The 24,401-nt window shown below is 71.8% G+C and carries 22 protein-coding genes, 2 rRNA genes and 1 riboswitch; of the genes, 6 read left to right on the top strand and 18 right to left on the bottom strand.

Annotation, left to right across the window (positions count from 1 at the left end; genetic code table 11):
* The first annotated feature begins 41 nt into the window (after nucleotides 1-41).
* The gene (locus tag ACFYMO_RS03460) at nucleotides 42-716 is read left to right on the top strand and encodes a pyridoxamine 5'-phosphate oxidase family protein (RefSeq protein ID WP_366773496.1); all 675 of its coding nucleotides are present in this window, start codon (nucleotides 42-44) and stop codon (nucleotides 714-716) included.
* Here the strand turns inward: ACFYMO_RS03460 and ACFYMO_RS03455 are convergent.
* The 3 genes from ACFYMO_RS03455 to ACFYMO_RS03445 all read right to left on the bottom strand — a co-directional run bounded on the left by ACFYMO_RS03455 (nucleotide 703) and on the right by ACFYMO_RS03445 (nucleotide 3,201).
* The gene (locus ACFYMO_RS03455) at nucleotides 703-1,719 is read right to left on the bottom strand and encodes an EamA family transporter (protein WP_366773415.1); all 1,017 of its coding nucleotides are present in this window, start codon (nucleotides 1,717-1,719) and stop codon (nucleotides 703-705) included. The genes ACFYMO_RS03460 and ACFYMO_RS03455 overlap by 14 nt on opposite strands.
* 128 nt (nucleotides 1,720-1,847) lie before the next feature.
* Complete coding sequence (locus ACFYMO_RS03450; protein WP_388543814.1) at nucleotides 1,848-2,384, bottom strand: Clp protease N-terminal domain-containing protein; 537 nt, start codon at nucleotides 2,382-2,384, stop codon at nucleotides 1,848-1,850.
* Nucleotides 2,385-2,547: 163 nt separating this feature from the next.
* Entirely contained in the window at nucleotides 2,548-3,201 is a 654-nt protein-coding gene (locus tag ACFYMO_RS03445) for a PadR family transcriptional regulator (RefSeq protein ID WP_366773414.1), read from the bottom strand.
* Nucleotides 3,202-3,400: 199 nt separating this feature from the next.
* Here ACFYMO_RS03445 and ACFYMO_RS03440 point away from each other — a divergent pair, with 199 nt between their 5' ends.
* Nucleotides 3,401-4,264, top strand: a complete 864-nt coding sequence (locus tag ACFYMO_RS03440; protein WP_366773413.1) for an endo alpha-1,4 polygalactosaminidase — start codon at nucleotides 3,401-3,403, stop codon at nucleotides 4,262-4,264.
* A gap of 258 nt (nucleotides 4,265-4,522) precedes the next feature.
* A complete protein-coding gene (locus ACFYMO_RS03435; RefSeq protein ID WP_366773412.1) occupies nucleotides 4,523-5,368 on the top strand; it encodes a PhzF family phenazine biosynthesis protein in 846 nt (281 codons plus the stop codon).
* A 43-nt stretch (nucleotides 5,369-5,411) separates the two neighbouring features.
* Here ACFYMO_RS03435 and ACFYMO_RS03430 read toward each other — a convergent pair whose 3' ends face one another.
* Nucleotides 5,412-6,215, bottom strand: a complete 804-nt coding sequence (locus ACFYMO_RS03430; RefSeq protein WP_366773411.1) for a CPBP family intramembrane glutamic endopeptidase — start codon at nucleotides 6,213-6,215, stop codon at nucleotides 5,412-5,414.
* Between the two features lie 456 nt (nucleotides 6,216-6,671).
* Nucleotides 6,672-8,168 (bottom strand): glutamate--cysteine ligase, encoded by a 1,497-nt coding sequence (locus ACFYMO_RS03425; RefSeq protein ID WP_366773410.1) that lies wholly within the window; start codon nucleotides 8,166-8,168, stop codon nucleotides 6,672-6,674.
* A 500-nt stretch (nucleotides 8,169-8,668) separates the two neighbouring features.
* Between ACFYMO_RS03425 and ACFYMO_RS03420 the strand changes: the two genes are divergently transcribed.
* Together ACFYMO_RS03420 and ACFYMO_RS03415 are read left to right on the top strand one after the other, a co-directional pair.
* Nucleotides 8,669-9,349: a hypothetical protein gene (locus tag ACFYMO_RS03420; protein WP_388543809.1), complete on the top strand. Its 681-nt coding sequence runs from the start codon at nucleotides 8,669-8,671 to the stop codon at nucleotides 9,347-9,349.
* A gap of 296 nt (nucleotides 9,350-9,645) precedes the next feature.
* Nucleotides 9,646-9,852: a DUF5999 family protein gene (locus ACFYMO_RS03415; protein ID WP_074999764.1), complete on the top strand. Its 207-nt coding sequence runs from the start codon at nucleotides 9,646-9,648 to the stop codon at nucleotides 9,850-9,852.
* A 203-nt stretch (nucleotides 9,853-10,055) separates the two neighbouring features.
* On the opposite strand, the gene gcvP is transcribed toward ACFYMO_RS03415, so the two are convergent.
* Nucleotides 10,056-12,962: an aminomethyl-transferring glycine dehydrogenase gene (gene gcvP, locus ACFYMO_RS03410; protein WP_366773408.1), complete on the bottom strand. Its 2,907-nt coding sequence runs from the start codon at nucleotides 12,960-12,962 to the stop codon at nucleotides 10,056-10,058.
* A 184-nt stretch (nucleotides 12,963-13,146) separates the two neighbouring features.
* Nucleotides 13,147-13,244, bottom strand: a riboswitch (glycine riboswitch).
* Nucleotides 13,245-13,379: 135 nt separating this feature from the next.
* On the opposite strand from gcvP, the gene ACFYMO_RS03405 reads away from it, so the two are divergent.
* The gene (locus ACFYMO_RS03405; RefSeq protein WP_366773407.1) at nucleotides 13,380-13,757 is read left to right on the top strand and encodes a PRC-barrel domain-containing protein; all 378 of its coding nucleotides are present in this window, start codon (nucleotides 13,380-13,382) and stop codon (nucleotides 13,755-13,757) included.
* Here the strand turns inward: ACFYMO_RS03405 and ACFYMO_RS03400 are convergent.
* From ACFYMO_RS03400 to ACFYMO_RS03345, 12 genes are all read right to left on the bottom strand, one after another.
* Complete coding sequence (locus tag ACFYMO_RS03400; RefSeq protein WP_366773406.1) at nucleotides 13,673-15,205, bottom strand: DNA polymerase IV; 1,533 nt, start codon at nucleotides 15,203-15,205, stop codon at nucleotides 13,673-13,675. The two genes, ACFYMO_RS03405 and ACFYMO_RS03400, sit on opposite strands and share 85 nt — an antisense overlap.
* 81 nt (nucleotides 15,206-15,286) lie before the next feature.
* Complete coding sequence (locus ACFYMO_RS03395) at nucleotides 15,287-15,931, bottom strand: MerR family transcriptional regulator (RefSeq protein WP_388543805.1); 645 nt, start codon at nucleotides 15,929-15,931, stop codon at nucleotides 15,287-15,289.
* Nucleotides 15,932-16,175: 244 nt separating this feature from the next.
* Nucleotides 16,176-16,649, bottom strand: coding sequence for a bifunctional nuclease family protein (locus ACFYMO_RS03390; protein ID WP_026004895.1), 474 nt, complete (start codon nucleotides 16,647-16,649; stop codon nucleotides 16,176-16,178).
* 74 nt (nucleotides 16,650-16,723) lie between these two features.
* Nucleotides 16,724-17,491 (bottom strand): MerR family transcriptional regulator, encoded by a 768-nt coding sequence (locus tag ACFYMO_RS03385; RefSeq protein WP_388543801.1) that lies wholly within the window; start codon nucleotides 17,489-17,491, stop codon nucleotides 16,724-16,726.
* 18 nt (nucleotides 17,492-17,509) lie between these two features.
* Nucleotides 17,510-18,043: an FHA domain-containing protein gene (locus tag ACFYMO_RS03380; RefSeq protein WP_360298426.1), complete on the bottom strand. Its 534-nt coding sequence runs from the start codon at nucleotides 18,041-18,043 to the stop codon at nucleotides 17,510-17,512.
* Between the two features lie 420 nt (nucleotides 18,044-18,463).
* Complete coding sequence (locus ACFYMO_RS03375) at nucleotides 18,464-19,354, bottom strand: DUF881 domain-containing protein (protein ID WP_366773404.1); 891 nt, start codon at nucleotides 19,352-19,354, stop codon at nucleotides 18,464-18,466.
* Between the two features lie 5 nt (nucleotides 19,355-19,359).
* The gene (locus ACFYMO_RS03370; RefSeq protein WP_019358093.1) at nucleotides 19,360-19,692 is read right to left on the bottom strand and encodes a small basic family protein; all 333 of its coding nucleotides are present in this window, start codon (nucleotides 19,690-19,692) and stop codon (nucleotides 19,360-19,362) included.
* The gene (locus tag ACFYMO_RS03365) at nucleotides 19,689-20,588 is read right to left on the bottom strand and encodes a DUF881 domain-containing protein (protein WP_366773403.1); all 900 of its coding nucleotides are present in this window, start codon (nucleotides 20,586-20,588) and stop codon (nucleotides 19,689-19,691) included. The genes ACFYMO_RS03370 and ACFYMO_RS03365 overlap by 4 nt, the downstream gene beginning before the upstream one ends.
* 99 nt (nucleotides 20,589-20,687) lie before the next feature.
* Nucleotides 20,688-23,183 (bottom strand): mannose-1-phosphate guanyltransferase, encoded by a 2,496-nt coding sequence (locus ACFYMO_RS03360; RefSeq protein WP_019358095.1) that lies wholly within the window; start codon nucleotides 23,181-23,183, stop codon nucleotides 20,688-20,690.
* Between the two features lie 112 nt (nucleotides 23,184-23,295).
* Entirely contained in the window at nucleotides 23,296-23,907 is a 612-nt protein-coding gene (locus ACFYMO_RS03355; RefSeq protein ID WP_366773402.1) for a CDP-alcohol phosphatidyltransferase family protein, read from the bottom strand.
* Between the two features lie 203 nt (nucleotides 23,908-24,110).
* A 5S ribosomal RNA gene (gene rrf / locus ACFYMO_RS03350) occupies nucleotides 24,111-24,227 on the bottom strand.
* Nucleotides 24,228-24,327: 100 nt separating this feature from the next.
* Nucleotides 24,328-24,401 (bottom strand): 23S ribosomal RNA (locus ACFYMO_RS03345); the annotation flags it as partial.

The raw sequence follows: 24,401 nt of genomic DNA, 5'->3' as shown, positions 1-24,401 counted from the left end.
GCTCACCGTCCGAACCGACAGCCGAACCGACAGCCGAACCGATGACCGGCCCGGAGGCCGGCCCGAAGACCTATCCCCCGACCCCGCGCACCACCGGCACCCGGGCACGCGAGCGGATGAGCTACGACCGGGAGACGGTGCACGCCGTCCTCGACGCGGGCTACCTGTGCCACCTCGGCTTCGTCCGCGACGGCGCGCCCGTCGTGCTGCCCACGCTGTACGCGCGCGTGGGGGAACGGCTGTACGTGCACGGCTCCACGGGGTCCCGCCCGCTGCGGGAGGCCGGACAGGCGGACGCGGGGGTACCGGTGTGCGTGACCGTCACGCACCTGGACGGACTGGTGCTGGCCAGGGCGGCCTTCCACCACTCGGTGAACTACCGCTCCGTGGTGGCGCACGGGCTCGCGTATCCGGTGACCGACCACGAGGAGCGGCTGCTTGCTCTGGACGCGATCGTGGAGAGCGCCGTCCCCGGCCGGGCGGCGGATTCGCGCCGGGCCAATGCCAAGGAACTCGCCGCGACCGCCGTCGTCCGCGTGGACCTGGCCGAGGTGTCGGTCAAGTCCCGCAGCGGCGGCCCGGGCGACGAGCCGGAGGACCTCGCTCTGCCGCACTGGAGCGGCGTCGTGCCCGTCTCCCCCGTCCACGGCGCTCCGATACCCGCCGACGACCTGGCTCCGGACATCCCCGTCCCCGGCTACCTCACCGCACGCTGACGTCCAGCACCGCGTCCGCGGGGCCGCCGGACCCGGCGACCGGCGGTGCGGCGGCCCGCGGCTCGGAGGTGGAGCGCTGGGCGACAAGGGCACCCAGCAGCACGAGGGCGCCCCCGGCCAACTGCACGGCACTCAGATGTTCCCCGAGCAGCACCCAGGCGAGCACCGTCGCGACGACCGCCTCCAGGCAGGCGACCACGCCGGCCACGGGTGGCGAGAGCCGCCGCACCGAGACCACTCCGGTCAGATAGGCGGTGGCGGTGGCCACCAGCACGATCCAGGCCAGCAGCGCCAGTCCGTGCACCGCGGTGCCGTGCAGCGGAGCACTGTCCGCCAGTACGCTCCAGTCGGTGTGCCAGGGCCGGGCGACGACGGTCAACGCCAGGGCGCCGATCAGCAGTCCGTAGGCGATGACACCCGCCGGGTCGGCGGGCGGCCGGGCCGCGGCGTCGCCCTCGGCGGTGCTGCCGTGGTCCGAGAGCACGAAGTAGCCCACCTGGCAGCAGGCGGCGCCCAGGGCGAGCAGCAGGCCGAGCCCGTCCAGCCGCAGCCCCGCCCACACCTCGACGACACAGCTCAGTCCGCCGACGGCCAGCACCATGCCGACGGCCGCGGCCCGGGTCACCGCGCGGCGCTGCACGAACCGCACCCACAGCAGCACCAGCGCCGGGGCCAGGTACTCGATCAACAGCGCGACACCGACCGGGATGCGGGAGAGCGCGGTGAAGTAGCACGCCTGCACACCCGCGACGGCGAGCAGCCCGAATCCCAGCAGCAGCCAGGGGCGTTCGCGTACCAGTGCCCGGTGCCGCCAGGCCAGCGGCAGCAGCACGAGCGCCCCACCGGCCGCCCGCAGCCAGGTGACGTGGAGCGGTTCCATCCCGGCTTCGATGAGCGGTTTCGCCGCGACCCCCGAGCTGCCGAACGCGAAGGCGGAGGCCAGGGCCAGGGCGAGGCCCGAGGCGGGGGCCCGGGAGGCGGCCGTGGAGGAGTGGGTGCGCATCGGCGCATCATCTCAAGCCCCGACAGGAGTGTCACCCCAGATGCCCCTGACAATGTCCGATTGGACAGGGCCCCTCGCCGAGCGGTCCGGACACCCGGTATCGGGTCGACAGGAATCCGGCGGGCGGCTCAGAAGTCCGCGGCGATGCCGGTCCGGTCGGCGAGCCGCACGAGGTCGACACCCGCGCGCCGCAGCACTTCCGCTCCCCGGCACTCCGGGTCGGACACCACGCCCGCGAACAGGTCGACGGCCTCGGTCCGCGCGTTTCCCAGCCGCCGGGCACGGCGCGCCGCGAGTTCGAGCGCGGCCTGCGCGCTGGGCGACCAGCCGGGCACCCCGCCGGGCTGGTCGGAGACGGCCGGCACGGCTCCGGAGTCCTCCACAGCGCTCTGCCAGCGCAGGCCGTAGCCGATGCTGCGCTGGACCAGATAGCCGAGCAGCCTGCCGAGCTGCGCGCCGCCGCCGTCCAGCAGCTCCCAGGTGCCGCTGTCGGACTCCAGCAGGCTGTGCAGCAGGTGCGCCGTGTCGATCTGCCGGTCCCCGTCACGCGCCGCACGCCGGCGGGCCGTGGCGATCACTTCAGCCAGCGCGTCACCGACCGGCGGGTCGACCAGGGTGTCGATCCCCGCTTCGGCCGAGGCGCTGGGCGGTGTAGGACTGTGCACCGAACCACCACATCACACGCACCCGCGCAGATCGTCAGCGTGCCGTGGCATATGCCGGTCCGCCTACGGGTGTGCACGGGCGCCGCCGCCTCCTCCCTGGGAAGGAGACAGCACCCCGGTCCCCCTCGGGGGTCCGGAGGCGTCTCGCGCCGCGTGCCGGGGTTCAGTCCTCCTCGGCCAGGATCAGGTACAGGCTCTTCCTGGCGTCGTTGACCACGCGGAGCGCCTTCTGCCGCTGCCCCTCCGTCCCGGTCGCCCACACCTGCTGGAAGGCGGCCGCAAGCCCTCCGGCCGCGGTGCGCACCTCCTGCAGGGCCTCCCAGTCGGCGCCGCGCCCCGCTTCCTCCCAGGGGGCCTCGGCACCGGTCTCCGCCTCGGCGGTGCCCGCCTCGGTGAGCGAGAAGAGCTTCTTGCCACCCTCGCTCTCGCTGGCGATCAACCCCTCGTCCTCCAGCAGCTGCAGCGTCGGATAGACGGAACCGGGGCTGGGCTTCCAGGCACCGCCGCTGCGTTCGGCGATCTCCCGGATCATCTCGTAGCCGTGCATCGGGCGGTCCTTGAGCAGCGCCAGGATCGAGGCCCGCACATCACCGCGCCGCGCCCGGCCCCGGGGGCCGCCGCGGCCGCGGCCGCCGAAGGGCCCGCCGCCGAAAGGCGGCCCGAACGGGCCGAAGGCGGCCCGCCCGCGCCCCGCCCCGTGGCCACGGCCCCGGCCGTGCGGACCACAGGGTCCGGCACCGGGACCCTCGGCGCCGCGGCCGGGCCCGGGTCCGTACCGGCGGGGAGTCTCGTCCTGCTGCATTTCATGGGGATACATCGCTGACTCCTTCACATTGCATCTCTGATCTTTCACGATGCCTCGACGATATGTCGGAACCGATCGCATGGCAAGCCTTCCGCCGCAGCGGACCTCCGCGTCGCACGGGCGGACCGGCGGACCGCGCGCCCGGCACTCTCCGTAAGCTGGGCGCCAGGGGGCGGCAGGCGCTTCCCGCGTCCGGTCAGGAGTCCCCCGCATGCACACCACCGCCGCCCCGGCGAGCCGCGTCCGGATCCCGGCGCTCGCCACCGCCCTGCTGCTGTGGGCCGCTCTGAGCGGCTGCGGAGCGGGCCAGGGCGACGACGGCGCCCCCGACCCCGGCCGCAGCGCCACCGCCGCACACCCGGCGCCGCCGCCCGCGCACGCGGGCTTCGACTACCAGATCGGGGGCGCCTACCCGCCACCCGACGGCGTGCGCGTGCTCTCCAGGGACCGCACGCACGACCCCGCACCGGGGCACTACAACGTCTGCTACGTCAACGGTTTCCAGGCCCAGCCCGACGCGCTGGACTGGTGGCAGCGGCACCATCCCGACCTGGTGCTGCGGACCGGGAGCGGCAAGCCGGTGCTGGACACCGACTGGAACGAAGCGCTGCTGGACACCTCCACGGCCGCACACCGCGAGGAGCTCGCGGACATCGTCGGGGACTGGATCGACGGCTGCGCCGAAAAGGGGTTCCAGGCGGTCGAGGTGGACAACCTCGACTCCTACGAGCGCTCCGGCGACCGGCTCAGCCGGGCCGACAACGTGGCGTTCGCCGCGCTGCTGACCCGGCAGGCGCACCGGAGCGGACTGGCGGCCGGGCAGAAGAACGCACAGGAACTGCTGCCGCGGCGCACCGCGATGGGCTTCGACTTCGCGGTGACGGAGGAATGCGGGCAGTACGACGAATGCGGCCGCTACGCGGAGGCGTACGACGACCGGGTGCTGGACGTCGAGTACACCGCCGAGGGACTGGCAGCGGCCTGCCGCACATGGGGCGAGCGGCTGTCAGTCGTACGGCGGGACCTGGACGTCCGCCCCGCGGGCGAGAACGGGCACCGCTACGAGCGGTGCTGACCCGCACCCGCCCCGGGATTCCGGGCCGGACCCGCCCGGCAACCGTCGTGCGGCCGACAGCGGGACCGTCGAGGCGGTCGGCCCAGGGGCGGTCGGGTGGGGCACGGCGGAGGGCGCAGCGCCCTCCGCCCCGCCGGGACTCCGCGGGGAACCGCACCGCCCGGTCGACCGCTTCCGCGGACCACACCGGCGCTCCCGGTCCACCCGCCGCGCATTGGCCCTGCATCCGCCCGTCTCCGCCGCGTACCGTCCCCGGGCATGAGACTGCGCACCGTCGACGCCTTCGCCTCCCGCCCCTTCACCGGGAATCCCGCCGCCGTCGTGCTCCTGGAGGAGGCCCCGTTCCCGGACGACTCCCGCCTCCAGGCCCTCGCCGCCGAACTGAACCTGTCCGAGACCGCATATCTGCACCCGCTGACCGACACCGCCGACTCCGACGCCGACTGGGCGCTGCGCTGGTTCACGCCGACGACCGAAGTCGACATGTGCGGCCACGCCACGCTCGCCGCCGCCCATGTGCTGGGCGACGACGGCCTGCTGGACGAGGACGGGCGGGTGCGCTTCCGGACCCGCAGCGGCGTCCTGGGCGCCTCGCGCGACGCGGACGGCAGCGTCAACCTGGACTTTCCGACCGCCGCACCGACCCCCGTCCCGGTCCCGGAGAGCGCCCGGCAGATCTTCGGTACCGCCCCCGTGGCGGCCTGGGACACCGGGCCGCTGCAGATGCTGGTCCTGGAGTTCGCCGACGAGCGCACGGTGCACGACCTCGGGCCCGACCCCGCAGCGGTGGCCGCGCTTCCCGCCCCGGCCGTGGTGGTGACGGCAGCGGCGGCGCCTGCCGGCTCCGGGAACCGGGAGCCGGGACACGACTTCGTCTCCCGGGTCTTCGCCCCCGCGCAGGGCCTCCCGGAGGATCCCGTCACCGGAAGCGCGCACACCGCACTCGCCCCGCTGTGGTCGCAGCGACTCGGCCGCGCCGCCCTGACCGGCCTTCAGCTGTCGCGGCGTACCGGCGAGGTGCGCACCACGCTGCGCGGCGAGCGCACCCTGCTGGCCGGGCGCGCGGTCACCGTGCTGGACGCGGAGCTGCTCACCGACCTGTAGTGGTGGCCGGGCGGCGGCGTCGCGAGGCCCGCCCGGCGCGGCTTCAGGGCGTGGGCAGCCAGTCCACCCGCCCAGCGAGCAGCGCGTAGCCGACGAAGGCCACGATGTCGATCAGTGCGTGGGCCGCCACCAGCGGCCCCACGCGGCCCCACCGCCGGTAGAGGAAGGCGAAGACGACGCCCATCGCCAGATTGCCGAAGAACCCTCCGATGCCCTGGTAGAGGTGATAAGAGCCGCGCAACACCGCGCTCGTGCCGAGCGCGGCGAGCGGCGACCAGCCGAGCTGGTCGAGGCGGCGCAGCAGGTATCCGACGACGATGACCTCTTCCAGCACCGAGTTCTGCACCGCGGAGGCGACCAGCACCGGATACTTCCACCACACGTCCGGCAGCGACTCCGGCTCCACGGTGAGGTTGAACCCCCCGGCCTGGGCCAGCAGATAGAGCCCGATCCCGCAGCCGCCGATGCCCGCGGCCAGGGCGGCGCCCCGGCTCACGTCGAAGAGGGGCCTGCGGCGGTCGAGGCCCAGCACCCGCAGCCCTCCCGCGCCTTCCCGCACCAGGAAGTGGGCGACCAGGGCGACCGGCACCAGCGCGGTGGCGATCCCGAAGAGCTGCCAGGCCAGGTCGAGCCAGGGCCGTCCGGGCGCCTGCGAGGAGTTGAGCCGGGCGGCCTGGTCGGCCAGCCCGCCCGGCCGCGTCAGCGCGCCGACAAAGCTGATCAGCGACGAGACGGCACTGGCTCCCAGGGAGAGCGCGAGGACGAGCAGCAGTTCGGTGCCGAGCACCTGCCGCGGCAGCCCGCCCGCGGAGGCGGGCGGCGGTTCCTCAGACACCTGTGCGCGCACGCGAACCTCCCGTTGCCGACGCCGGATCCATCCTTGTCCCTCCTGTCGCACCACCGGCGGCTGCGCCACCGCCCCGGCGTGCCGCGACCGCACCGTCGGCGGTCGGGCCGCGTCGCGCCGTCCGGCGGGCCGCGCCGGGGCACGGCAGCGGTGGAGCGACGCGCGCAGCGGCCGGAGGGTCGAGGCTCCCCGGGGGCCGTGCCCGCCCCTCCGCCGTTGCCGCAGGGCACCTGCCGGGCGTACACCGGTGCGCTGCCACATCACAGCTTGCCCGACGGCCGGGGCGGGTCCGGGCTGCGGGGTCCCGGCGCACCGGCGAGGACGACACGGCCGGGCCCGCGCCGGGTACGGCGCGGGCCCGGTGTGGGGTGCCGTCGGGCCGGGGGACGGGCCGGGCCCGGAGCGCGCGGGCCCTCCGGCTGCGCTGCCGCGCCCGGGCCGGGCGCGGCAGCCGGGCTACGGCCCGTTGTCCCAGGTGTGCACGGCCGCTCCGGACGCGGCCCGGTCGCAGTAGCCGCGGGCCATCGCGGCCAGCGCCTTCTCCCGGTCCAGGCCGGACTCCAGCGCGCGGTGGTACGCCGCCGCCTGCCAGGACGCCCCGTTGACGCGCAGCCGGCAGCGCTCCTCGATCACCGAGAGGTAGCGGTCGCGGTCGGCCGGCTCCACGCCCCACGCGTCGAGCCCCGCGGCGGCCAGGGGCAGCAACTCCTCGCGTACCAGCCGGACGGCGGGCTGCCGGCGCAGTCCGGTGCCCCGGCCCGAGCGCGGCCACCACAGCTCGGCCTCGATCCCGTACCGGCACGCCGCGTCGAAGTTCCGCTCGGCGTACTCGAACGGCAACCGGTTCCAGACCGGCCGCGGCTCATCGGCCAGCGCGCGCACCAGCCCGTAGTAGAACGCCGTGTTGGCCAGCACGTCGGTCACCGTCGGCCCGGCGGGCAGCACCCGGTTCTCCACCCGCAGGTGCGGGGCACCGTCCACGACCCCGTAGACCGGCCGGTTCCAGCGGTAGATCGTCCCGTTGTGCAGTGTCAGCTCCGACAGGGCCGGCACCCCGCCGGAAGCGAGCACGGATGGAGGGTCCTCCTCGTCGCAGAGGGGCAGCAGGGCGGGGAAGTAGCGCAGGTTCTCCTCGAACAGGTCGTACGCGGAGGAGATCCAGCGCTCCCCGAACCAGGTGCGCGGGCGGACGCCCTGGGCGATCAGTTCGGGCGGGCGGGTGTCCGTCGCCTGGACGAAGAGCGGCACCCGGGACTCGCGCAGCAGCTCGTGCCCGAACAGGAAGGGCGAGTTCGCCCCCATGGCGACCTGCGCGGCGCTGACGGCCTGCGCCGCGTTCCACACGTCCGCGAACCGGCCGGGCGTCACCTGGAGGTGGAGCTGCACGGAGGTGCAGGCGGATTCCGGCGCTATCGACTCCGAGGTGCTCTCCAGATGCTCGACCCCCTCGATGTCGAGCGCCACCTCCTCGCCGCGCGCGGCCATGATCTGGTCGTTGAGCAGCCGGTAGCGGTCGTCCTCGGTGAGGTTGGCCAGCGTCAGGTCGCGCGCCGTGAGGGTCGGCAGGGTGCCGATCATGACGATCCGGGCATCCACTTCCCGGGCCTGCCGGTCCGCGTATGCCAGTCCGGTGCGGAGTTCCTCGGCCAGCTGATCGAGAACTCTCCCGGAGAGCGCGTGCGGCACGATGTTCACTTCGAGATTGAACTGCCCCAGTTCTGTCTGGAAATCCGAGCTCGCGATCCGCTGGAGTACCTCGGCATTCACCATGAGGGGCTGCCCCTGGACATCCGCGAGATTGAGTTCGATCTCCAGCCCCATGAGATTCCTGGGGCGGTCGAACCGCTTCTCCTCCAGTAGCTGCCACAGTCCCCGCAGGCACGTGTGCAGCTTCTCCCGGTACCGCCGTCGATCGGACAGGTCGAACCTGTCGGCGACGACCTTCTCTCCCATCGGAGGCTTCCTCCCTGCTGGTGGACGCTGCCGGAGGTCCCGGCCGAGCGTGCACCGATGATGCCCTGCCGGGCCGCGGATAACGCCTGGCAGGGCTGACGCGGCGGGGAACTGCCGCTACGCTGGCCGAGGCCCGGCGGCACATTCCCTCGGCATACAGCGGTGTCCAGCTCCCGCGGCACAGCTCTCGTCATAAACACCGACGACATCAGGCCGACCGCGTTCTGCCCGGAATCCGAGGTCAACCGCGCAGCGCCGGTGTCGGAGCAGGTGAAAAGTCCGCAGATTCGTCCTGTTGCAGCCTTACAGGAAACAGCAGGATACGTTAGCTGAAACACCACTCGAACACATCTCGTATAAACTGCGCGAACGAGGCAGAGACTTGGCGATCCCGGCCGCCCCGGTCGACCCCTCCCAGCCGCGCCTGCGGCCATCTCCGCGCCGACACCGCCGTCGCGCCCCTGCCAGCACCATGTGTCTCCCAAGAGAGGCGACCCGCCATGCCGCTGCACGCACTCTCGACCCCTGCCCCCGCCCTGCGCAGTGTCCTGACCGCCCTCGGCTCCCCGAGCGCGGTACGGGGCTCCCGGGCGCCGCTCGCCCTGCGCACGGCGCAGGGCCCGCTGCGCCCCGAACTCCCCCTTCCCGCCTACGAGATGGTGCGCGTCGCACCGGACGGCACCGGGCGGGCCACAGCGCCGGCGGCGGTGACCCCGCGCGCCCGGCTGACCGGCTGGCGCTTCCTGCTGGCCGACGGAGGCACCGACGGCGAGGGCGGCCCCGGCTCCGCGTTCGTCGGCACCGCCGAAGCCGTGCCGACCGCGGACGGCTGGACCTTCGGCCAGTTCCGGCAGGGCCCCTACGTCCTCTCGACGGTCCGCGCGCTGCGCCAGGCCGAGGTACTGCCGACGCCCTACCAGCCGCGTCTGCTGTCGGTGCCGGAGCTCTACATGCTGACCCTGTGGCTGCACGCCGACATCGGCGGCGACCCGCACGACGGCGTCCCCGACCCGGCCGATCTGCTGATCCCACTGGCTCCGGCGCCGCCCGGTATCGCCCCGCACACCGCGCACCGCGTGGACGCGCTGCTTCCCGTGCTGACCCGCAGACTCGGGTCGGCAGCGGCGCCCGCGCCCGGAGCGGACCCCGGCACGGCACCGCTGCTGCGTACGTCCGCGTGAGACGGCGTCCGCCTGCGGGAACCGCGGATGCCGCTGCGCGCCCCTCCGAATGGGCTAGTCTTCGCGGGAGCCCGAACCCCCCGAAATGACGGTGCAGTTGGGCGCAACCGCCTACCCGGGTGACGCGTCTGTGCGGTTGGGTACGAGCTGACGCGAAATCCCTGCGAATCCGCGTCGGCAGCGGAACACTGGGAGACGGACCGGAACGTACGCACGTACGGGGTGACGGGGGATCGGTCATGCACAACAGGAACCGCAGGACAGACGCCACAACACGACGGAAGACGACACCGACAATGTGCCAGCACCAGCCACCGTGCCCGACAGCGGACTCAGCCGACAGGGAGGCCGCGCAAGCCGTGGTCCACCACCCGGAGCAGGGCTGGAGCCTGCTCTGCAACGGAGTGCTCCTCTTCGAGGACACGGGAGAGCTGCTGCCGGACGGCCGGATCATCGCTCCGCACAAGCCGCTCGGCACGCGCCACGTCATCACCGCCGCCTGACACCCGGCCGGCCCGTCCCGCAGAGCCGCACAGGACGTCACGGCGCACCGCCGACGGCCGTACGGCGCACGGCCATTCCGCACAACTCCGCACGACGCAGGGCCGGCACGGCATCCGCCGTACCGGCCCTGAATCCGTCGTTCCGCGAACCCCGGCCGACACAAGCCTCCGGCCCCGGAGGCCGCGCCCCGCGGCCGGCGTCACTACCCGGCGTCGTACTCCGCGATCGGCGGGCAGGAGCAGACCAGGTTGCGGTCCCCGTACGCGCCGTCGATCCGGCGCACCGGCGGCCAGTACTTGTCACCCGCGTGCACCCCGGCCGGGAAGACCGCCTCCTCGCGGCCGTACCCCTGCTGCCACTCGCGGCCCAGCATCGCGGCCGTGTGCGGGGCATTGCGCAGCGGGTTGTCCTCCGCGTCCCACTCCCCCGTACCGACCTTCTCGATCTCCGCACGAATGGCGATCATCGCCTCGCAGAACCGGTCGACCTCGTTCAGGTCCTCGCTCTCCGTCGGCTCGATCATCAGCGTCCCGGCCACCGGGAAGGACATCGTCGGCGCGTGGAATCCGTAGTCGATCAGCCGCTTGGCGACGTCGTCGATGCTCACACCGGTCTGCTTGGTCAGCGGGCGCACGTCGATGATGCACTCGTGCGCCACCAGCCCGTGCGGGCCCGCGTAGAGCACCGGATAGTGCGGCTCCAGCCGCTTGGCGATGTAGTTGGCGCTCAGCACCGCCACCTGGGTGGCCCTGCGCAGCCCCTCGGCACCCATCAGCCGGACGTACGCCCAGGAGATGGGCAGGATGCCGGCCGATCCCCACGGGGCGCCGGAGACCGGGCCGATCCCCGTCGCGGGCCCCGCGGCGGGCTGCAGCGGGTGGTTGGGCAGATACGGGGCCAGGTGCGCGCGCACCCCGATCGGACCGACTCCGGGACCGCCCCCGCCGTGCGGGATGCAGAACGTCTTGTGCAGGTTCAGGTGCGAGACGTCGGCGCCGAAGCGTCCCGGCCTCGCCAGCCCCAGCAGCGCGTTCAGGTTGGCGCCGTCCACGTACACCTGGCCGCCCGCGTCGTGCACGGCTGCGCAGACCTCGGTGATGTGCTCCTCGAACACGCCGTGCGTCGACGGGTAGGTGACCATCAGAACGGCCAGCTCGTCGCCGTACTGCTCGATCTTGGCGTGCAGGTCGGCCACGTCCACGTCGCCGTTGTCGCTGGTCTTGACGACCACGACCGTCATCCCCGCCATCACCGCGCTGGCCGCGTTGGTGCCGTGCGCCGAGGAGGGGATGAGGCAGACGGTGCGCCCGGGCTCGCCGTTGGCGCGGTGGTAGGCGCGGACCGCCAGCAGCCCGGCCAGTTCGCCCTGCGAGCCCGCGTTGGGCTGGAGGGAGACCTTGTCGTAGCCGGTGACCTCGGCCAGCCGCTCCTCCAGCTCGCGGATCAGCGTCAGATACCCCTCGGCCTGCTCGGCGGGCGCGAAGGGGTGCAGTGCGCCGAACTCCGGCCAGGTGACCGGCTCCATCTCCGTGGTGGCGTTGAGCTTCATCGTGCAGGAGCCCAGCGGGATCATGCCGCGGTCCAGCGCGTAGTCCCGGTCGGCCAGCCGGCGCAGGTAGCGCAGCATGGCGGTCTCGGAGCGGTGCTCGTGGAAGGCCGGATGGGTCAGGTACTCGTCGGTGCGCAGCAGGTCGGCCGGCAGCGCGTCGTCGGTGACCGCGTCCAGCTCGTCGAGGTCGGCCCGCGCGGCCGCGACACCGAACGCCTGCCACACGGTGGCGAGCTGGTCCCGGCCCGTGGTCTCGTCGCAGGCGATGCCGACGTGGTCGGCGTCCACCAGCCGCAGGTTGACCCCCGCCTCGCGGGCCCGCTCGGTGACCCGGGCCGCCTGGCCCGGGACGCGCGCGGTGACGGTGTCGAAGAAGCTGTCGTGGACGATCTCGACCCCGCCCTCCCGCAGCCCGGCCGCGAGCAGCGCCGCGTACCGGTGGGTGCGGCGGGCGATCGCCGCCAGCCCGTCCGGACCGTGGTACGCGGCGTACATTCCGGCCATCACCGCCAGCAGGACCTGCGCGGTGCAGATGTTGCTGGTGGCCTTCTCCCGCCGGATGTGCTGTTCGCGGGTCTGCAGGGCGAGGCGGTAGGCCTGCTCTCCGTCCACGTCCTTGGAGACCCCGACCAGCCGCCCGGGCAGGCTGCGGGCGAACTGCTCGCGGACGGACATGTAGCCCGCGTGCGGTCCGCCGAAGCCCATCGGAACCCCGAACCGCTGGCTGGAGCCGACGGCGATGTCCGCGCCCAGCTCGCCGGGGGAGGTCAGCAGCGTCAGCGCCAGCAGGTCGGCGGCGACGGTGACGACCGCGCCGAGTTCGTGCGCCTGCTCGACAGTGCGGCGCTGGTCGCGTATCGCTCCGGAGACGCCCGGGTACTGGAGCAGCACCCCGAAGATCCCCCGCTCGGTGAGCTCCTCGGGGATGCCCTCGTCCAGGTCGGCGACCACGATCTCCACGCCGGTCGGCTCGGCGCGGGTGCGCAGCACCGCCACGGTCTGCGGCAGGCAGTCGGCGTCGACCAGGAACACGCCGCCGCCCCGCTTGCCGGCCTTGCCGACCCGGCGTGAGAGGGCCATCGCCTCGGCGGCGGCCGTAGGCTCGTCCAGCAGCGAGGCACCGGCGGTGGGCAGCCCGGTCAGATCGGAGACGACGGTCTGGAAGTTGAGCAGCGCCTCCAGCCGGCCCTGCGAGATCTCCGGCTGATAGGGGGTGTAGGCCGTGTACCAGGCGGGGTTCTCCATGACGTTGCGCAGGATCACCGGCGGCGTGAAGGTGCCGTAGTAGCCCAGGCCGATCATGGAGTGCAGGACCTGGTTGCGCCGCGCGAGGGTGTGCAGCTCGGCCAGCACATCGGCCTCGCTCCGCGCGTCGGGGAGCTTCAGCCGCTCGGTGCTCCGGATCACCTCGGGCACGGCCGCGCCGGTCAGCTCGTCGAGCGATCCGTAACCGACCTGGGCGAGCATCTTGGCCTGGGCACCGGCGTCGGGTCCGATGTGGCGACTCTCGAAGGGGCTGCCGCTCTCCAGCGCCGAGAGCGGGGTGCGAGGGGAAGTCATCTGCGGGGGCCTCCTGGTCTGTGCGACCTGCGAGGGGCACCTTTCACGGGTGCCCGGACGGCCTCCCCCTCTGTCATCTGACCTGAGAGTTTCACCGAGCCACGTGCCGGACGCTCGGCTTACACCGTCGGTGAGGGAGGGCTTCGGTGTGCTGGTCCGGGCCCGCCCTGCTTTCCAGAGTGACCTCGTCCGCGCGGTACGTGAGCCTGAGAGATTCCGGGGAGGAGTTGCTCCTTCGGCGCCTCCGGAAACTGCACCGGAGGACTCTCCCGCACGGGGTCGACAGCCACCTCGAGAGTATCAGCGCCCCCCTGCGTGGTAACCCGGCGTGCGCCCGAGTGGCCAATAGTCGAAAAGTGCCGTTTCGTGGTGAGTACGCGCAGAAACAGCGTGTCGCGACCCTGGTGGAGGAGCCCCGTGCAGACCGGAACAGATCCGCGAAGCCTGATCGGCCGCAAGGCGTTCGACCGTGCAGGAGCCAAGATCGGCACCGTGGACGAGGTGTACCTCGACGACGCCACAGGCGACCCGGAGTGGGCCGCGCTGCGCACGGGCCTCTTCAGCCGGGACGCCTTCGTCCCGCTGGAGCCCTCCGACCTGGACGAGAGGGGCCTGCGGGTCCCGTTCGAGCGGGATCTGATCAAGAGCGCCCCCGACTTCGGCGTCGGCCGCCACCTCTCCCCGCAGCAGGAGCTGGAGCTCTACCGCCACTACGGGCTCGACGTGCCCCTCGGCGGCGAGTCGTCTCCGCCTGCGGACCGGGATTTCGGGCGGATAGCCGGCGCCGGGGACTGATCCGCGGCGAGCCCCGCGACACCCGCGCCCAGCATGACCGGTTCGGCGGTCTCCAGTTGCGGATCGTCGACCGAGAAGGTGCGTACCCGGCCGGGTGCCGAGTCGGGCTCCTCGAAGCGGACGGTGACCTTCCCGACGCCGCTGCCCTGCACCCAGCCCCGCCCGTGGACGGCATGGCGCACATCCCGGCCGGGGATCCAGCGCCGGTCGGCGGGCACCGCCGCGCCCGGCTCCTCGACGGCGGCCGCCTCGCCGGCCGCCTGGACCGCCCCCGACCGCTCCCCGGCGTCCCGCCCCGGCTCCGCCGGGCCGTCTGCCCCGGGCTCCGTACCGGTCTCATGGGCGGCCGCGAGCCCCTGAGCGGCCTGAGCCTGCGCGAACAGGTCCTCCTGGGTGAAGTCGGCGAGCCCGCTGACACCCACGCCGAGCAGCCGCACACCGGCCGTGGTGTCCACCCCGTCCAGCAGCCGCAGCGCCGCCTCGCGCACGACGCCGGCGTCGTCGGTGGGGCCGCGGAGCGTCTCGGATCTGGTGAGGGTGGAGAAGTCGTAGCTGCGCACCTTGATGACGACCGTGCGGCCGGACCGCCCGGCCGCGCGCAGGCGCGTCACACAGCGCCCGGCCAGCCGTTCGACCTCCAGCCGGACCCGGGTGCGGTCGGTGAGGTCGACGTCGTAGGTGTCCTCCACGGAGACCGACTTGGCGTCCCGCTCGGCCACCACCGGACGGGCGTCGACCCCGTGCGCCATCGCGTGGACCGAGGTGCCGTGCGCCCTTCCGAGCAACCGCAGCAGTTCGTCCTCTCCGGCCTCCACGATCTCGCCCACGGTGCTGATCCCCGCCCTGCGCAGCACCTCCGCGGTGGCCGGCCCGACCCCGGGCAGGGTCCGCACGGACAGCGGAGCCAGCATCCCGCGCTCGGTGCCCACCGGGATGAGCACCAGGCCGTCCGGTTTCGCCTGCTCCGAGGCGATCTTCGCCAGCATCTTGGACCCCGCGAGCCCCACCGAGCCGGTCAGCCCCGTCGCTGTCGCGATGTCCCGCCGCAGCCGCTCACCGACCTCCCGCGCCCCTTCAGCGCCACCCTGCGTCCCTTCCAGGGCCCCTCCGGCCTCCAGGTCCACGAACGCTTCGTCGAGGCTCAACGGCTCCACCAGGGGTGAGAGGCCGTGCAGCAGGTCCATCACCACGTCGCTGACCGCGCGGTAGAGCCCGAACCTGGCGCCCAGATACGCCGCGTTCGGCGCCAGCCGCCGCGCCTGCGCCATGGGCATCGCGGAGTGCACCCCGAAGCGCCGGGCCTCGTAGGACGCGGTGGAGACCACCCCGCGGGGCCCGAGACCGCCGACCACGACCGGTTTCCCGCGCAGGCTGGGCTTGGACGCCTGCTCCACCGCGGCGAAGAAGGCGTCCATGTCCAGATGCAGGATGGTCGGCTGGGTCCTCACACCCCCCGATGCTGCCGTACGCCACTGACACTCCCCGGCCGCGGCGTGCCCGGCGGCTGCGCCGACCGGGCGGTGGGAGCGCTAACCGGCGCGGTTGCGGCGCCGGGCGAGTTCGTCCTCGGGGTGGTCCCGCACGAGCGTCTCACCGGTGTCGACCCGCTCCCCGTGCAGCCGGGAGAGCGCGCCCTCCACGTCCTTCCAGACGACCCCGACGGCGATCCCGAAGACGCCCTGGCCGCCCTGCAGAAGATCGACCACCTCGTCGGGCGAGGAGCACTCGTAGACCGTGGCCCCGTCGCTCATCAGCGTCATCCGCGCCAGATCGGTGCGCCCTCCGGAACGCAGGTGCCGGACGGCCGCGCGGATGTTCTGCAGCGAGACACCGGTGTCCAGCAGCCGTTTGACGATCTTGAGGACGACGATGTCCCGGAAGCTGTAGAGCCGCTGGCTGCCCGAGCCGTAGGCGGGGCGGATGCTGGGCTCGACCAGTCCGGTCCGGGCCCAGTAGTCGAGTTGCCGGTAGGTGATACCGGCCGCCGAACAGGCGGTGGGACCGCGGTAGCCGACCTGCTCCGGGGGAGCGTCGCCGACCGGGCCGACGGCACCTGCCGGGGAGGAAGCGGAGCCCGGCCGCCCCGGGGGCGCCTCCTGGCCGGGGGCCGGAATCGGGCCGCCGAGTAGGGACGAGTCGCCAGCCGCCGTACCTTCGCCGCCGGTGCTTGTCACGCCGACCTCCGTCCTTCACATCCCGGGTCACCCCCGGAACCTGCCCACATGAAGGTAGGCAGTCACTCCGAGTGCGTCAATGATCGCCACACTCGGCACGGCGAGTGATAGTGCCCGGGAGAGTGGTTTCGCGTGCCCGAAGGCGGGGAAAGACTGGCCGGATGCCCGGTGGATCACGCCCGGCGCGCACCTCTCCCCCGCCACCGACCGGCAGCGCCGACCGCGGCTCCTCGTCGACGGAGCGTCACTGGCTGCTGGTGCCGAAGTCCTCCGGGGAGATCTGGTCGAGGAACTCGCGGAACTTCTCCACCTCGTCCTCCTGCTCGTCCGGGATCGCGATCCCCGCATCGTCCAGCACACCGTCGCTGCCGTAGATCGGCGTTCCGGTGCGCAGGGCGAGCGCTATCGCGTCGGACGGGCGGGCACTGACTTCCACTCCGCTGGCGAAGACCAGCTCCGCGTAGAACACGCCTTCCCGCAGATCCACGATACGGACCGCGGTCAGCTCCTGACCCACTGCTTCCAGGACGTCCTTGAACAGGTCATGGGTGAGTGGGCGTGCGGGGGTCATGCCCTGCTGCGCGAAGGCGATCGCGGTCGCCTCCCCAGGACCGATCCAGATGGGGAGGTAGCGGTCGCCTCCCACTTCTCGCAGGAGCACGATCGGTTGGTTGGTGGGCATTTCCACCCGGACACCCACTACGTCGAGCTCATTCACACAGCAACCCTAGGCCGTGCCGCGCCTGTTTGGGTAGTCGGGCAGCCGTCCGGCACCGGCATCCGTGTGCTGATTCAGTCACACCGTGTGCGGTCCGGGTGCGCTCCGGAGGCCATGAAGGCCCCGTAGAGCCGCACGGAGAGATCGGCCAGCTCCTCGGCCGTGCTCTCGGCAGCCGACCTGGTCCGCTGGTCCGGATGGCGCCGCAGCGGCGCGACGCGCTGCTCGGCCAGGGCGAGCTGCCGGTCGGCGGCCGCTTTGACCGACCGCAGGTGCCGGGCCTCCACCCCGTGCCGTCCGAGGCGGGCCACCAGTCGGGCCACGGCCACGTCGGCAAGCCGGTAGGTACCGTCCGCGGCCGGTCCGAGCAGTCCGTATTCCTCCCACTCGGCCAGCTCCTCCTCCCGCACGCCCGCGGACCCGAGCAGCTCCGGGCGCCGGGTACGGACAGCGGAGACCGCAGGTGCCGGGCCGGGCTCGGACGCGGACGCCCTCCCGGCCTCGGCGCCGCACGGAACGGCCACCGGCGACACAGAAGGAGAGGCACCCCGGCCGGGCACCCCCAGGTGCTCCCTGATGGCGCGCAACGACAGGCAGTGGTCGCGCTGCAGCCGCAGCACCTGGCCCAACCGCGCCACATCCGCGTCCCGGAACCGGCGGCCACCGGACGGCGAGCGGACCGGCTCCACCAGCCCCTCCGCCTCCAGAAACCGGATGCCGGCCACGGTGAGCTCGGGGAACTCGGCGCGGAGCTCGGTCAGCACGGCACCGATGCTCATCGGACCGCTCCGCGGACCGGTGGCGGTGCCCGCACGGGCACCGCCGGACGGCTTGTGCTGCATGGGCCTCCCTGCCGGGAATCAGACGGTGTGCTGGCTCGCGTAGAAGACCAGCCGGTACTTTCCGATCTGGACCTCGTCGCCGTTCCCGAGCGGCACAGCCGTCTCCATCCGCTCCCGGTTGACGTAGGTGCCGTTGAGGCTGCCGACGTCGGCGACGGTGAAGACGCCGTCGGAGCCGCGCCGGAACTCCACGTGCCGGCGCGAGACGGTCACGTCGTCCAGGAAGATGTCGCTTTCCGGATGGCGCCCGGCGGTCGTCAGGTCCCCGTCGAGCAGGAACCTGCTGCCCGAGTTCGGACCCCGCCGCACGATCAGCAGGGCCGAGCCCATGGGCAGCGCGTCCACGGCGGACTGCGCCTCGGGCGGCAGTACCGGGGAGGCGTGCTGGCCGGTGGACTCCGAGTCGTACGCCTCCAGCCCGGAGATGGAGATCGTCGACGTCGTCTCCGACGCACCCTCCGCCGGCGCTCCGCCACGCAGCGGGGCACCGCAGTTGGAGCAGAACCGGCTCGCTTCGGCGACGCGGGCACCACACCTGTTACAGACCGGCAAGGCAGGACCTCCACCCGATTCCGAGGTAGGCGGTGCCTGGGAACCTATGCGGCCCTGAGTACCGGGGTCAACAGAAACCGGGCCGTGACCACCCGAATTACCTCCACCGGCCCCGGCCACCTCGTCCCGGAACAGCGGGCGCTCGGTGCCGTCCTCCGGCGTCCCCGCGTCCGGCCCCTGGGGGGCACGGTGCCGTGCGGTACCCGAGTCACCGCCCCGGCGACCCTTGCCGAACAACTTCGCAAAAAAACTCACGGGCGATTCCCCTCGCACGAAACAGACCCGCCCGTGGGGCAGGACAGACCCTCGATGCTCTCATTGGTCACACTCGACGCCCGAACAACGTCCGTGACCCGCAGACAGTTTCCACCACGCGGTGCTCAACTTGCCCGCCGACCCCCCGAAACTCCTATCAGCATCTCACTGCGATGACGACCGAGCGTAGTCAGGCCGCTTCACCTGCCGCAAGGCGTCCACGGTGATCTTCCCCGAGCGGGTCACCTCCACGGTGGCCTGCTTGTTCTTCAGCGTCTGCACGACCCCGCCGGGGATGTTCAACGCCGGTTCCAGGTCGGCGGGCTTGCCGATGACCTCGAAGCGGTAAGGCTGCTCGATCCTATGCCCGTCCACACTGACTTCGCCGCCGCTGTCGGTGAAATGCGTGCTGGCCACCACGCGCACCCCGTTGATCTCCATGGCCTCGGCGCCGGCGGCCCTCAGCTCCTGGACCGCGTCCAGCAGCGTATCCGCGTCCGCGGCACCCGTACGGTCGCTGATCTTCATCTGGATGCCGGGCCCCTGGGCCGCCACAGTACCCGCAAGCACCCCGAGTTGGGCTTCCTTCTCCCGGGTCTGCTTCCGTGCCTCCTCGGCCTGGTCCGAGGAGGTCTCCAGCTCCGTACGCTGCCCGTCCAGCTTCCGCTTCTCCTCCTCCAGCCGCTTGGTGCGGTTGTCGAGCTCGTCGAGGATGCGGACGAGGTCCTCGCGGCGCGCACCGCGCAGTGCGCTGTTCTCACTGGTCGAGCGGACCTGGATGGCCAGGCCGAGGCCGAGGACGAACAGCAGCAGCGCGACGATCAATTGGGCGCGCGTCACCCGCGGGGGCCACACGGCCTGGGCGAGACGTTGCCGTCCCGTCAGCTTCGCGCCGCCGCCGTCACCCTTTCCAGCGGCCGTCGCCGCTCCCGCAGCGGGTGGCTCCTGGCCGGAAGGCTCCTGGCGAGGCGGCTCCTGCCCGGGGGGCACGGCCCGCTCGGGGGGAAGCTCGCGCTTCGGGGGAAGGCCGTCCTCGGGCCGGTTCTCGTCGCTCATCGGCCTCACGCCCGGAACACGTGCCGACGGATGGCGGCCGCGTTGGAGAAGATCCGGATACCCAGGACTACAACCACACCGGTGGAGAGCTGGGCGCCGACCCCGAGCTTGTCCCCGAGGAAGACGATCAGTGCGGCCACCACCACGTTGGAGAGGAACGAGACCACGAAGACCTTGTCATCGAAGATGCCGTCCAGCATGGCACGCAGCCCGCCGAAGACCGCGTCGAGCGCGGCGACGACGGCGATGGGCAGATACGGTTCGACCGCCAGCGGCACCACGGGCCGGACGACAAGTCCGGCCACGACTCCCACGACGAGGCCCAGTACGGCGATCACGATGTGCTGCCCTTCCCTGTCCGCACAGGTTTCGCGGTTCTCAGAATCAGACTCGGCGCGGCCGGCAGCCGCACCTCGTCCTGGACGGAAATGCTGGTCCTGGCACCGTAGTCCTTGTGCAGGACGTAGAGGTACTGGCCGTCGACGCTGTCCTGGAAGGTCCGGGACAGCTGCTTCCCGGGACCGATCGCCAGCAGCGTATAGGGCGGGACGAGCGGCTTGTTGTCCACCAGGATCGCGTCGCCCGCCGCGCGGATGGCGGAGCGCGACGTGAGCCGCTGATCGTTGATCGAGATCGCTTCGGCGCCCGCCGCCCACAGCCCGTTGACGACCCGCTGCAGGTCGCGGTCGCGGATGCGGCCCGTGTCGGAGAACCCGTCGGTCTTCCGGGGCCCGTCGCCGTCCTGGGACTCGGTGCCCGCGGCGTCGTCCACCACGAGCTTGAGTCCGGGGCCCTCGACCGGGGTGGCGCCGGACAGCAGCACCGTGGTCTTCCCGCGTTCACCGCCGTGCTTCTCCAGCGCCTGCCGCTGCTTGCGCTCCACCGAGGTCCGCAGCTCGTCGACGTCCTGCTGGAGCTCGTCGGCCCGCCGGCCGCCCGCCTCGATCCGCTCGATGAGCTCCTGCTTCTCCTTGGCGATGCTCGGCGCCGAGATCTGCGCCTGGGCGGCTCCCACGGTCACCACCAGCGCGGCGAGCACCAGCCCGACCGCCAGGCCCAGCTTGGTCCGGAGGGTGCGGGGCATGTGCGAACGGCCCATCTCGCCCCGCCGGGCCACCGCCTCCGCGTAGCCGTCGTCGAGGCTGTGCTCCATCACGTTGGTCAGCAGCGACATGGAGGCATCGGGCCGCGCGGCACGCGGTGCGGTGCTCCGAGGGGGCTGCTGCTGCGACATGCCGCACATCGTCGCATGTGGAGGCCTGTGCCGCCGAATGCACCCAGGCACTCGCCGTGCGGCGGGACTTGCCCCGGCGGGGCGAGTCCCGCCGCGCGCTCAGTGGCCGGCGCTGTCGACCACCGCAGCCCATTCGTCAAGCAGCGCCTGCGCCGAGGCCTCGTCCGGGCCTTCCGCCCACAGATGGGTCACGGCCTCCGCCGGGTCGGGCAGCACCATCACCCACCGGCCGTCGGACTCCACTACCCGCACCCCGTCGGTGGTGTCCACGGAGCGGTCGCCCGCCGCCTCCACCACGGTGCGCATCACAAGGCCCTTCACCGCCCATGGAGTTGCCAGGTCGCGGCGGCTGACATGCGCCCGGGGGATCCGCGCGTCGATCTGGCTCAGGGTGAGCTGCGTACGCGCGACCAGGCCGATCAGCCGTACGAACGCCGCCGCGCCGTCGAAGACCGAGCTGAACTCCGGTACGACGAATCCGCCCCTGCCGTCTCCGCCGAACACGGTGCCGTCCTCCCGGCTGACCCTGGTGAGGTCGTCCGGAGAGGTGGTGGTCCACTCGACCTGCGTGCCGTGGTAGGCGGCCACCTGCTCGGCGATCCGGGTCGTGGTCACCGGCAGCGCCACGCGGCCGCTGCGCCGCTCGGCGGCGACCAGGTCGAGCATCACCAGCAGCGCCCGGTCGTCCTCCACGATCCTGCCGTGCTCGTCCACCAGTGAGATGCGCTCCCCCACCGGATCGAACCGCACCCCGAAGGCTGCGCGGGCCGAGGCCACGATCTCGCCGAGCCGCACCAGCCCGGCCCGGCGGCTCTCCGCCGTCTCGGTCGGACGCGACTCGTCCAGCCCCGGGTTGATGGTCAGCGAGTCGACCCCCAGGCGTCCCAGCAGGCTCGGCAGCACCAGCCCCGAGCTGCCGTTCGAGGCGTCGACGACGACCTTCAGCCCGGCCTCCGTGACCCCGGTCGTGTCCACGGCGCGCAGCAGCGAACCCGTGTACGAGTCGTAGACGCTGGAGGGGAAGCTGAGGTCACCGATCTCGCCCGGGAAGGCCCTGCGGTACTCCTGGCGCGCGTAGACGCGGTCGAGCTTGCGCTGCGCGGCCTGGGAGAGTTCCGCACCCCGCTCGTCGATGAACATGATGTCCACCGAGTCCGGTACCCCGGGCGTCGTACGGATCATGATGCCGCCTGCGCTGCCCCGGGCCGTCTGCTGGCGGGCCACCGGAAGCGGTACGTTCTCCAAGTCGCGCACGTCGATGGCGCTGGCCTGGAGCGCGGAGATGATGGCCCGCTTGAGGGCACGGGCACCGCGGGAATGGTCCCGGGCGGTGCAGACGGTGGAGCCCTTCTTCAGCGTCGTCGCGTAGGCGCCGGCCAGCCGCACGGCCAGCTCGGGGGTGATCTCCACGTTGAGGATCCCGGAGACGCCGCGGGCGCCGAACAGATGGGCCTGGCTCCGGGACTCCCAGATGACGGAGGTGTTGACGAACGCACCGGCCTCGATCGTCTTGAACGGATAGATCCGGACGTTGCCCTGGACGATCGACTCCTCGCCGATCAGGCACTCGTCCCCGACGACGGCACCGTCCTCGATCCGGGAGGCCCGCATGATGTCGGTGTTCTTCCCGATCACGCAGCCGCGGAGGTTGCTCTGCGGGCCGATGTAGACGTTGTTGTGCACCACGGCCCGGTGCAGGAAGGCGCCGCTCTTGACGACCACGTTCGAGCCGACGACGGAGTGCTCGCGGATCTCCGCGCCCGCCTCGACCTTCGCGTAGTCGCCGATGTAGAGCGGCCCGCGCAGCACCGCGTCGGGATGCACCTCGGCGCCCTCGTCCACCCAGACGCCGGGCGAGATCTCGAAGCCGTCCCGCTCCGCGTCGACCTTGCCCTCGAGCACGTCGGCCTGGGCCTTCACATAGCTCTCGTGGGTGCCGACGTCCTCCCAGTAGCCCTCCGCGATGTAGCCGTAGATCGGCTTGCCTTCCTTCATGAGCTGCGGGAAGACATCGCCGGACCAGTCGACGGGCACATCTGGCTCGACGTAGTCGAACACCTCGGGTTCCATCACGTAGATCCCGGTGTTCACCGTGTCCGAGAAGACCTGCCCCCAGGTCGGCTTCTCCAGGAACCTCTCGACCTTGCCGTCGTCGTCCACGATGGTGATACCGAATTCCAGCGGATTCGGCACCCGCGTCAGGCAGACGGTGACCATGGCGCCGCGTTCCTTGTGGAACCGGATGAGATCGGTGAGATCGAAGTCGGTGAGCGCGTCACCGGAGATGACGAGGAACGAATCGTCCCGCAGCGCTTCCTCGGCGTTCTTGACACTGCCGGCCGTCCCCAGCGGCTTCTCCTCGTTGGCGTAGGTGAGCTCCATTCCGAGCTCTTCGCCGTCACCGAAGTAATTCTTGACCAGGGAGGCCAGGAATTGCACGGTCACGACGGTCTCGGTGAGCCCGTGACGCTTGAGCAGCTTCAGCACATGCTCCATGATCGGCTTGTTCACCACCGGCAGGAGCGGCTTGGGCATGCTCGCGGTCATCGGGCGAAGGCGCGTGCCCTCGCCACCAGCCATCACGACGGCCTTCATATCGGAAGCGTCCTCCTCGCACAGACGACGGTCACCCCGACCATGACCCCTCCAGGATGACCTACAAAGGCGTAATCAGGGCAACCGGCCGCCGAAGCGAGAAAGGCGGGATTCACCCGGTCGTCGCGGCGTCCACCCTGATCAGACGGCGGACCTGGACCACGTAGAGGATCCCTGCCCACCAGTACAGAGCAGTACCCCATCCGGCGAAGGCCCATCCGAAAATCGCCGCGAGTGACGAGACCCAGCCACTTCCGTCACTGAGCAGCAGCAGGGGGAAGGCGTACATCAGATTGAAGGTCGCGGCCTTGCCCAGGAAGTTGACCTGCGGCGGGGCATAGCCGTGCCGGTCCAGTACCCAGACCATGACCAGCAGCAGCAGCTCACGGGCCAGCAGCGCGGCGGTGAGCCACAACGGCAAAATCTCCCGCCAGGTCAGGCCCACGAGAGTCGAGAGGATGTAGAGCCGGTCGGCGGCCGGGTCGAGAATGCGGCCGAGGCTGCTGATCTGATTCCACCTGCGGGCCAGTTTGCCGTCCAGGTAGTCGCTGATACCGCTCCCGGCGAGCACGAGCAGTGCCCACAGATCGCAGTTCGGACCACCGAACTCGGGCCAGAGGATCAGCCACAGGAACACGGGCACACCGACCAGGCGAGCCATGCTGAGGATGTTCGGGATGGTGAGGACCCGATCCGTCTGGACCCGCGTCTCCTGGACCTCCACCCGTGGGCCTCCTGAACAAGACGTGCCGACGCTACCCCCCGACCCTACCCGGCGCCGCTCACGGAGCGTGCAGAGGGTCGCCGCGGGGCGGAGTAAAGCCGGCCGGCGCTCCGGTACCGGTGAGGCCGGCGGCCGGAACACGAGACGGCTGGACACACAAATGGGCCCCGTCGACCATGTCGGCGGGGCCCATTTCACGATTTGTTCGGCGGTGTCCTACTCTCCCACACGCTCCCGCATGCAGTACCATCGGCGCTGAAAGGCTTAGCTTCCGGGTTCGGAATGTGACCGGGCGTTTCCCTCACGCTATGACCACCGAAACACGGTGAAACAACACAACCAGCAGCACAACACCCACCAAACAGGGGTGGTGCTTGCACGGTTGTTGTCTCAGAACCAACACAGTGGACGCGAGCCTCTATGGACAAGCCCTCGGCCTATTAGTACCGGTCACCTCCACACGTTACCGTGCTTCCAGATCCGGCCTATCAACC

Origin of the sequence: Streptomyces sp. NPDC007025, assembly GCF_042869455.1 — a bacterium.
GTDB lineage: Bacteria > Actinomycetota > Actinomycetes > Streptomycetales > Streptomycetaceae > Streptomyces.
Note: the sequence above shows the minus strand (reverse complement) of the source record. Positions and strands in the feature narration are given on the sequence as shown.

Excerpts from the sequence above, each read along its gene's own strand:
- ACFYMO_RS03460 (WP_366773496.1), top strand. The coding sequence starts at position 42 with ATGACCGGCCCGGAGGCCGGCCCGAAGACCTATCCCCCGACCCCGCGC.
- ACFYMO_RS03455 (WP_366773415.1), bottom strand. The coding sequence starts at position 1,719 with ATGCGCACCCACTCCTCCACGGCCGCCTCCCGGGCCCCCGCCTCGGGC.
- ACFYMO_RS03445 (WP_366773414.1), bottom strand. The coding sequence starts at position 3,201 with ATGTATCCCCATGAAATGCAGCAGGACGAGACTCCCCGCCGGTACGGA.
- ACFYMO_RS03440 (WP_366773413.1), top strand. The coding sequence starts at position 3,401 with ATGCACACCACCGCCGCCCCGGCGAGCCGCGTCCGGATCCCGGCGCTC.
- ACFYMO_RS03435 (WP_366773412.1), top strand. The coding sequence starts at position 4,523 with ATGAGACTGCGCACCGTCGACGCCTTCGCCTCCCGCCCCTTCACCGGG.
- ACFYMO_RS03425 (WP_366773410.1), bottom strand. The coding sequence starts at position 8,168 with ATGGGAGAGAAGGTCGTCGCCGACAGGTTCGACCTGTCCGATCGACGG.
- ACFYMO_RS03420 (WP_388543809.1), top strand. The coding sequence starts at position 8,669 with ATGCCGCTGCACGCACTCTCGACCCCTGCCCCCGCCCTGCGCAGTGTC.
- ACFYMO_RS03415 (WP_074999764.1), top strand. The coding sequence starts at position 9,646 with ATGTGCCAGCACCAGCCACCGTGCCCGACAGCGGACTCAGCCGACAGG.
- gcvP (WP_366773408.1), bottom strand. The coding sequence starts at position 12,962 with ATGACTTCCCCTCGCACCCCGCTCTCGGCGCTGGAGAGCGGCAGCCCC.
- ACFYMO_RS03385 (WP_388543801.1), bottom strand. The coding sequence starts at position 17,491 with ATGCAGCACAAGCCGTCCGGCGGTGCCCGTGCGGGCACCGCCACCGGT.
- ACFYMO_RS03375 (WP_366773404.1), bottom strand. The coding sequence starts at position 19,354 with ATGAGCGACGAGAACCGGCCCGAGGACGGCCTTCCCCCGAAGCGCGAG.
- ACFYMO_RS03365 (WP_366773403.1), bottom strand. The coding sequence starts at position 20,588 with ATGTCGCAGCAGCAGCCCCCTCGGAGCACCGCACCGCGTGCCGCGCGG.
- ACFYMO_RS03360 (WP_019358095.1), bottom strand. The coding sequence starts at position 23,183 with ATGAAGGCCGTCGTGATGGCTGGTGGCGAGGGCACGCGCCTTCGCCCG.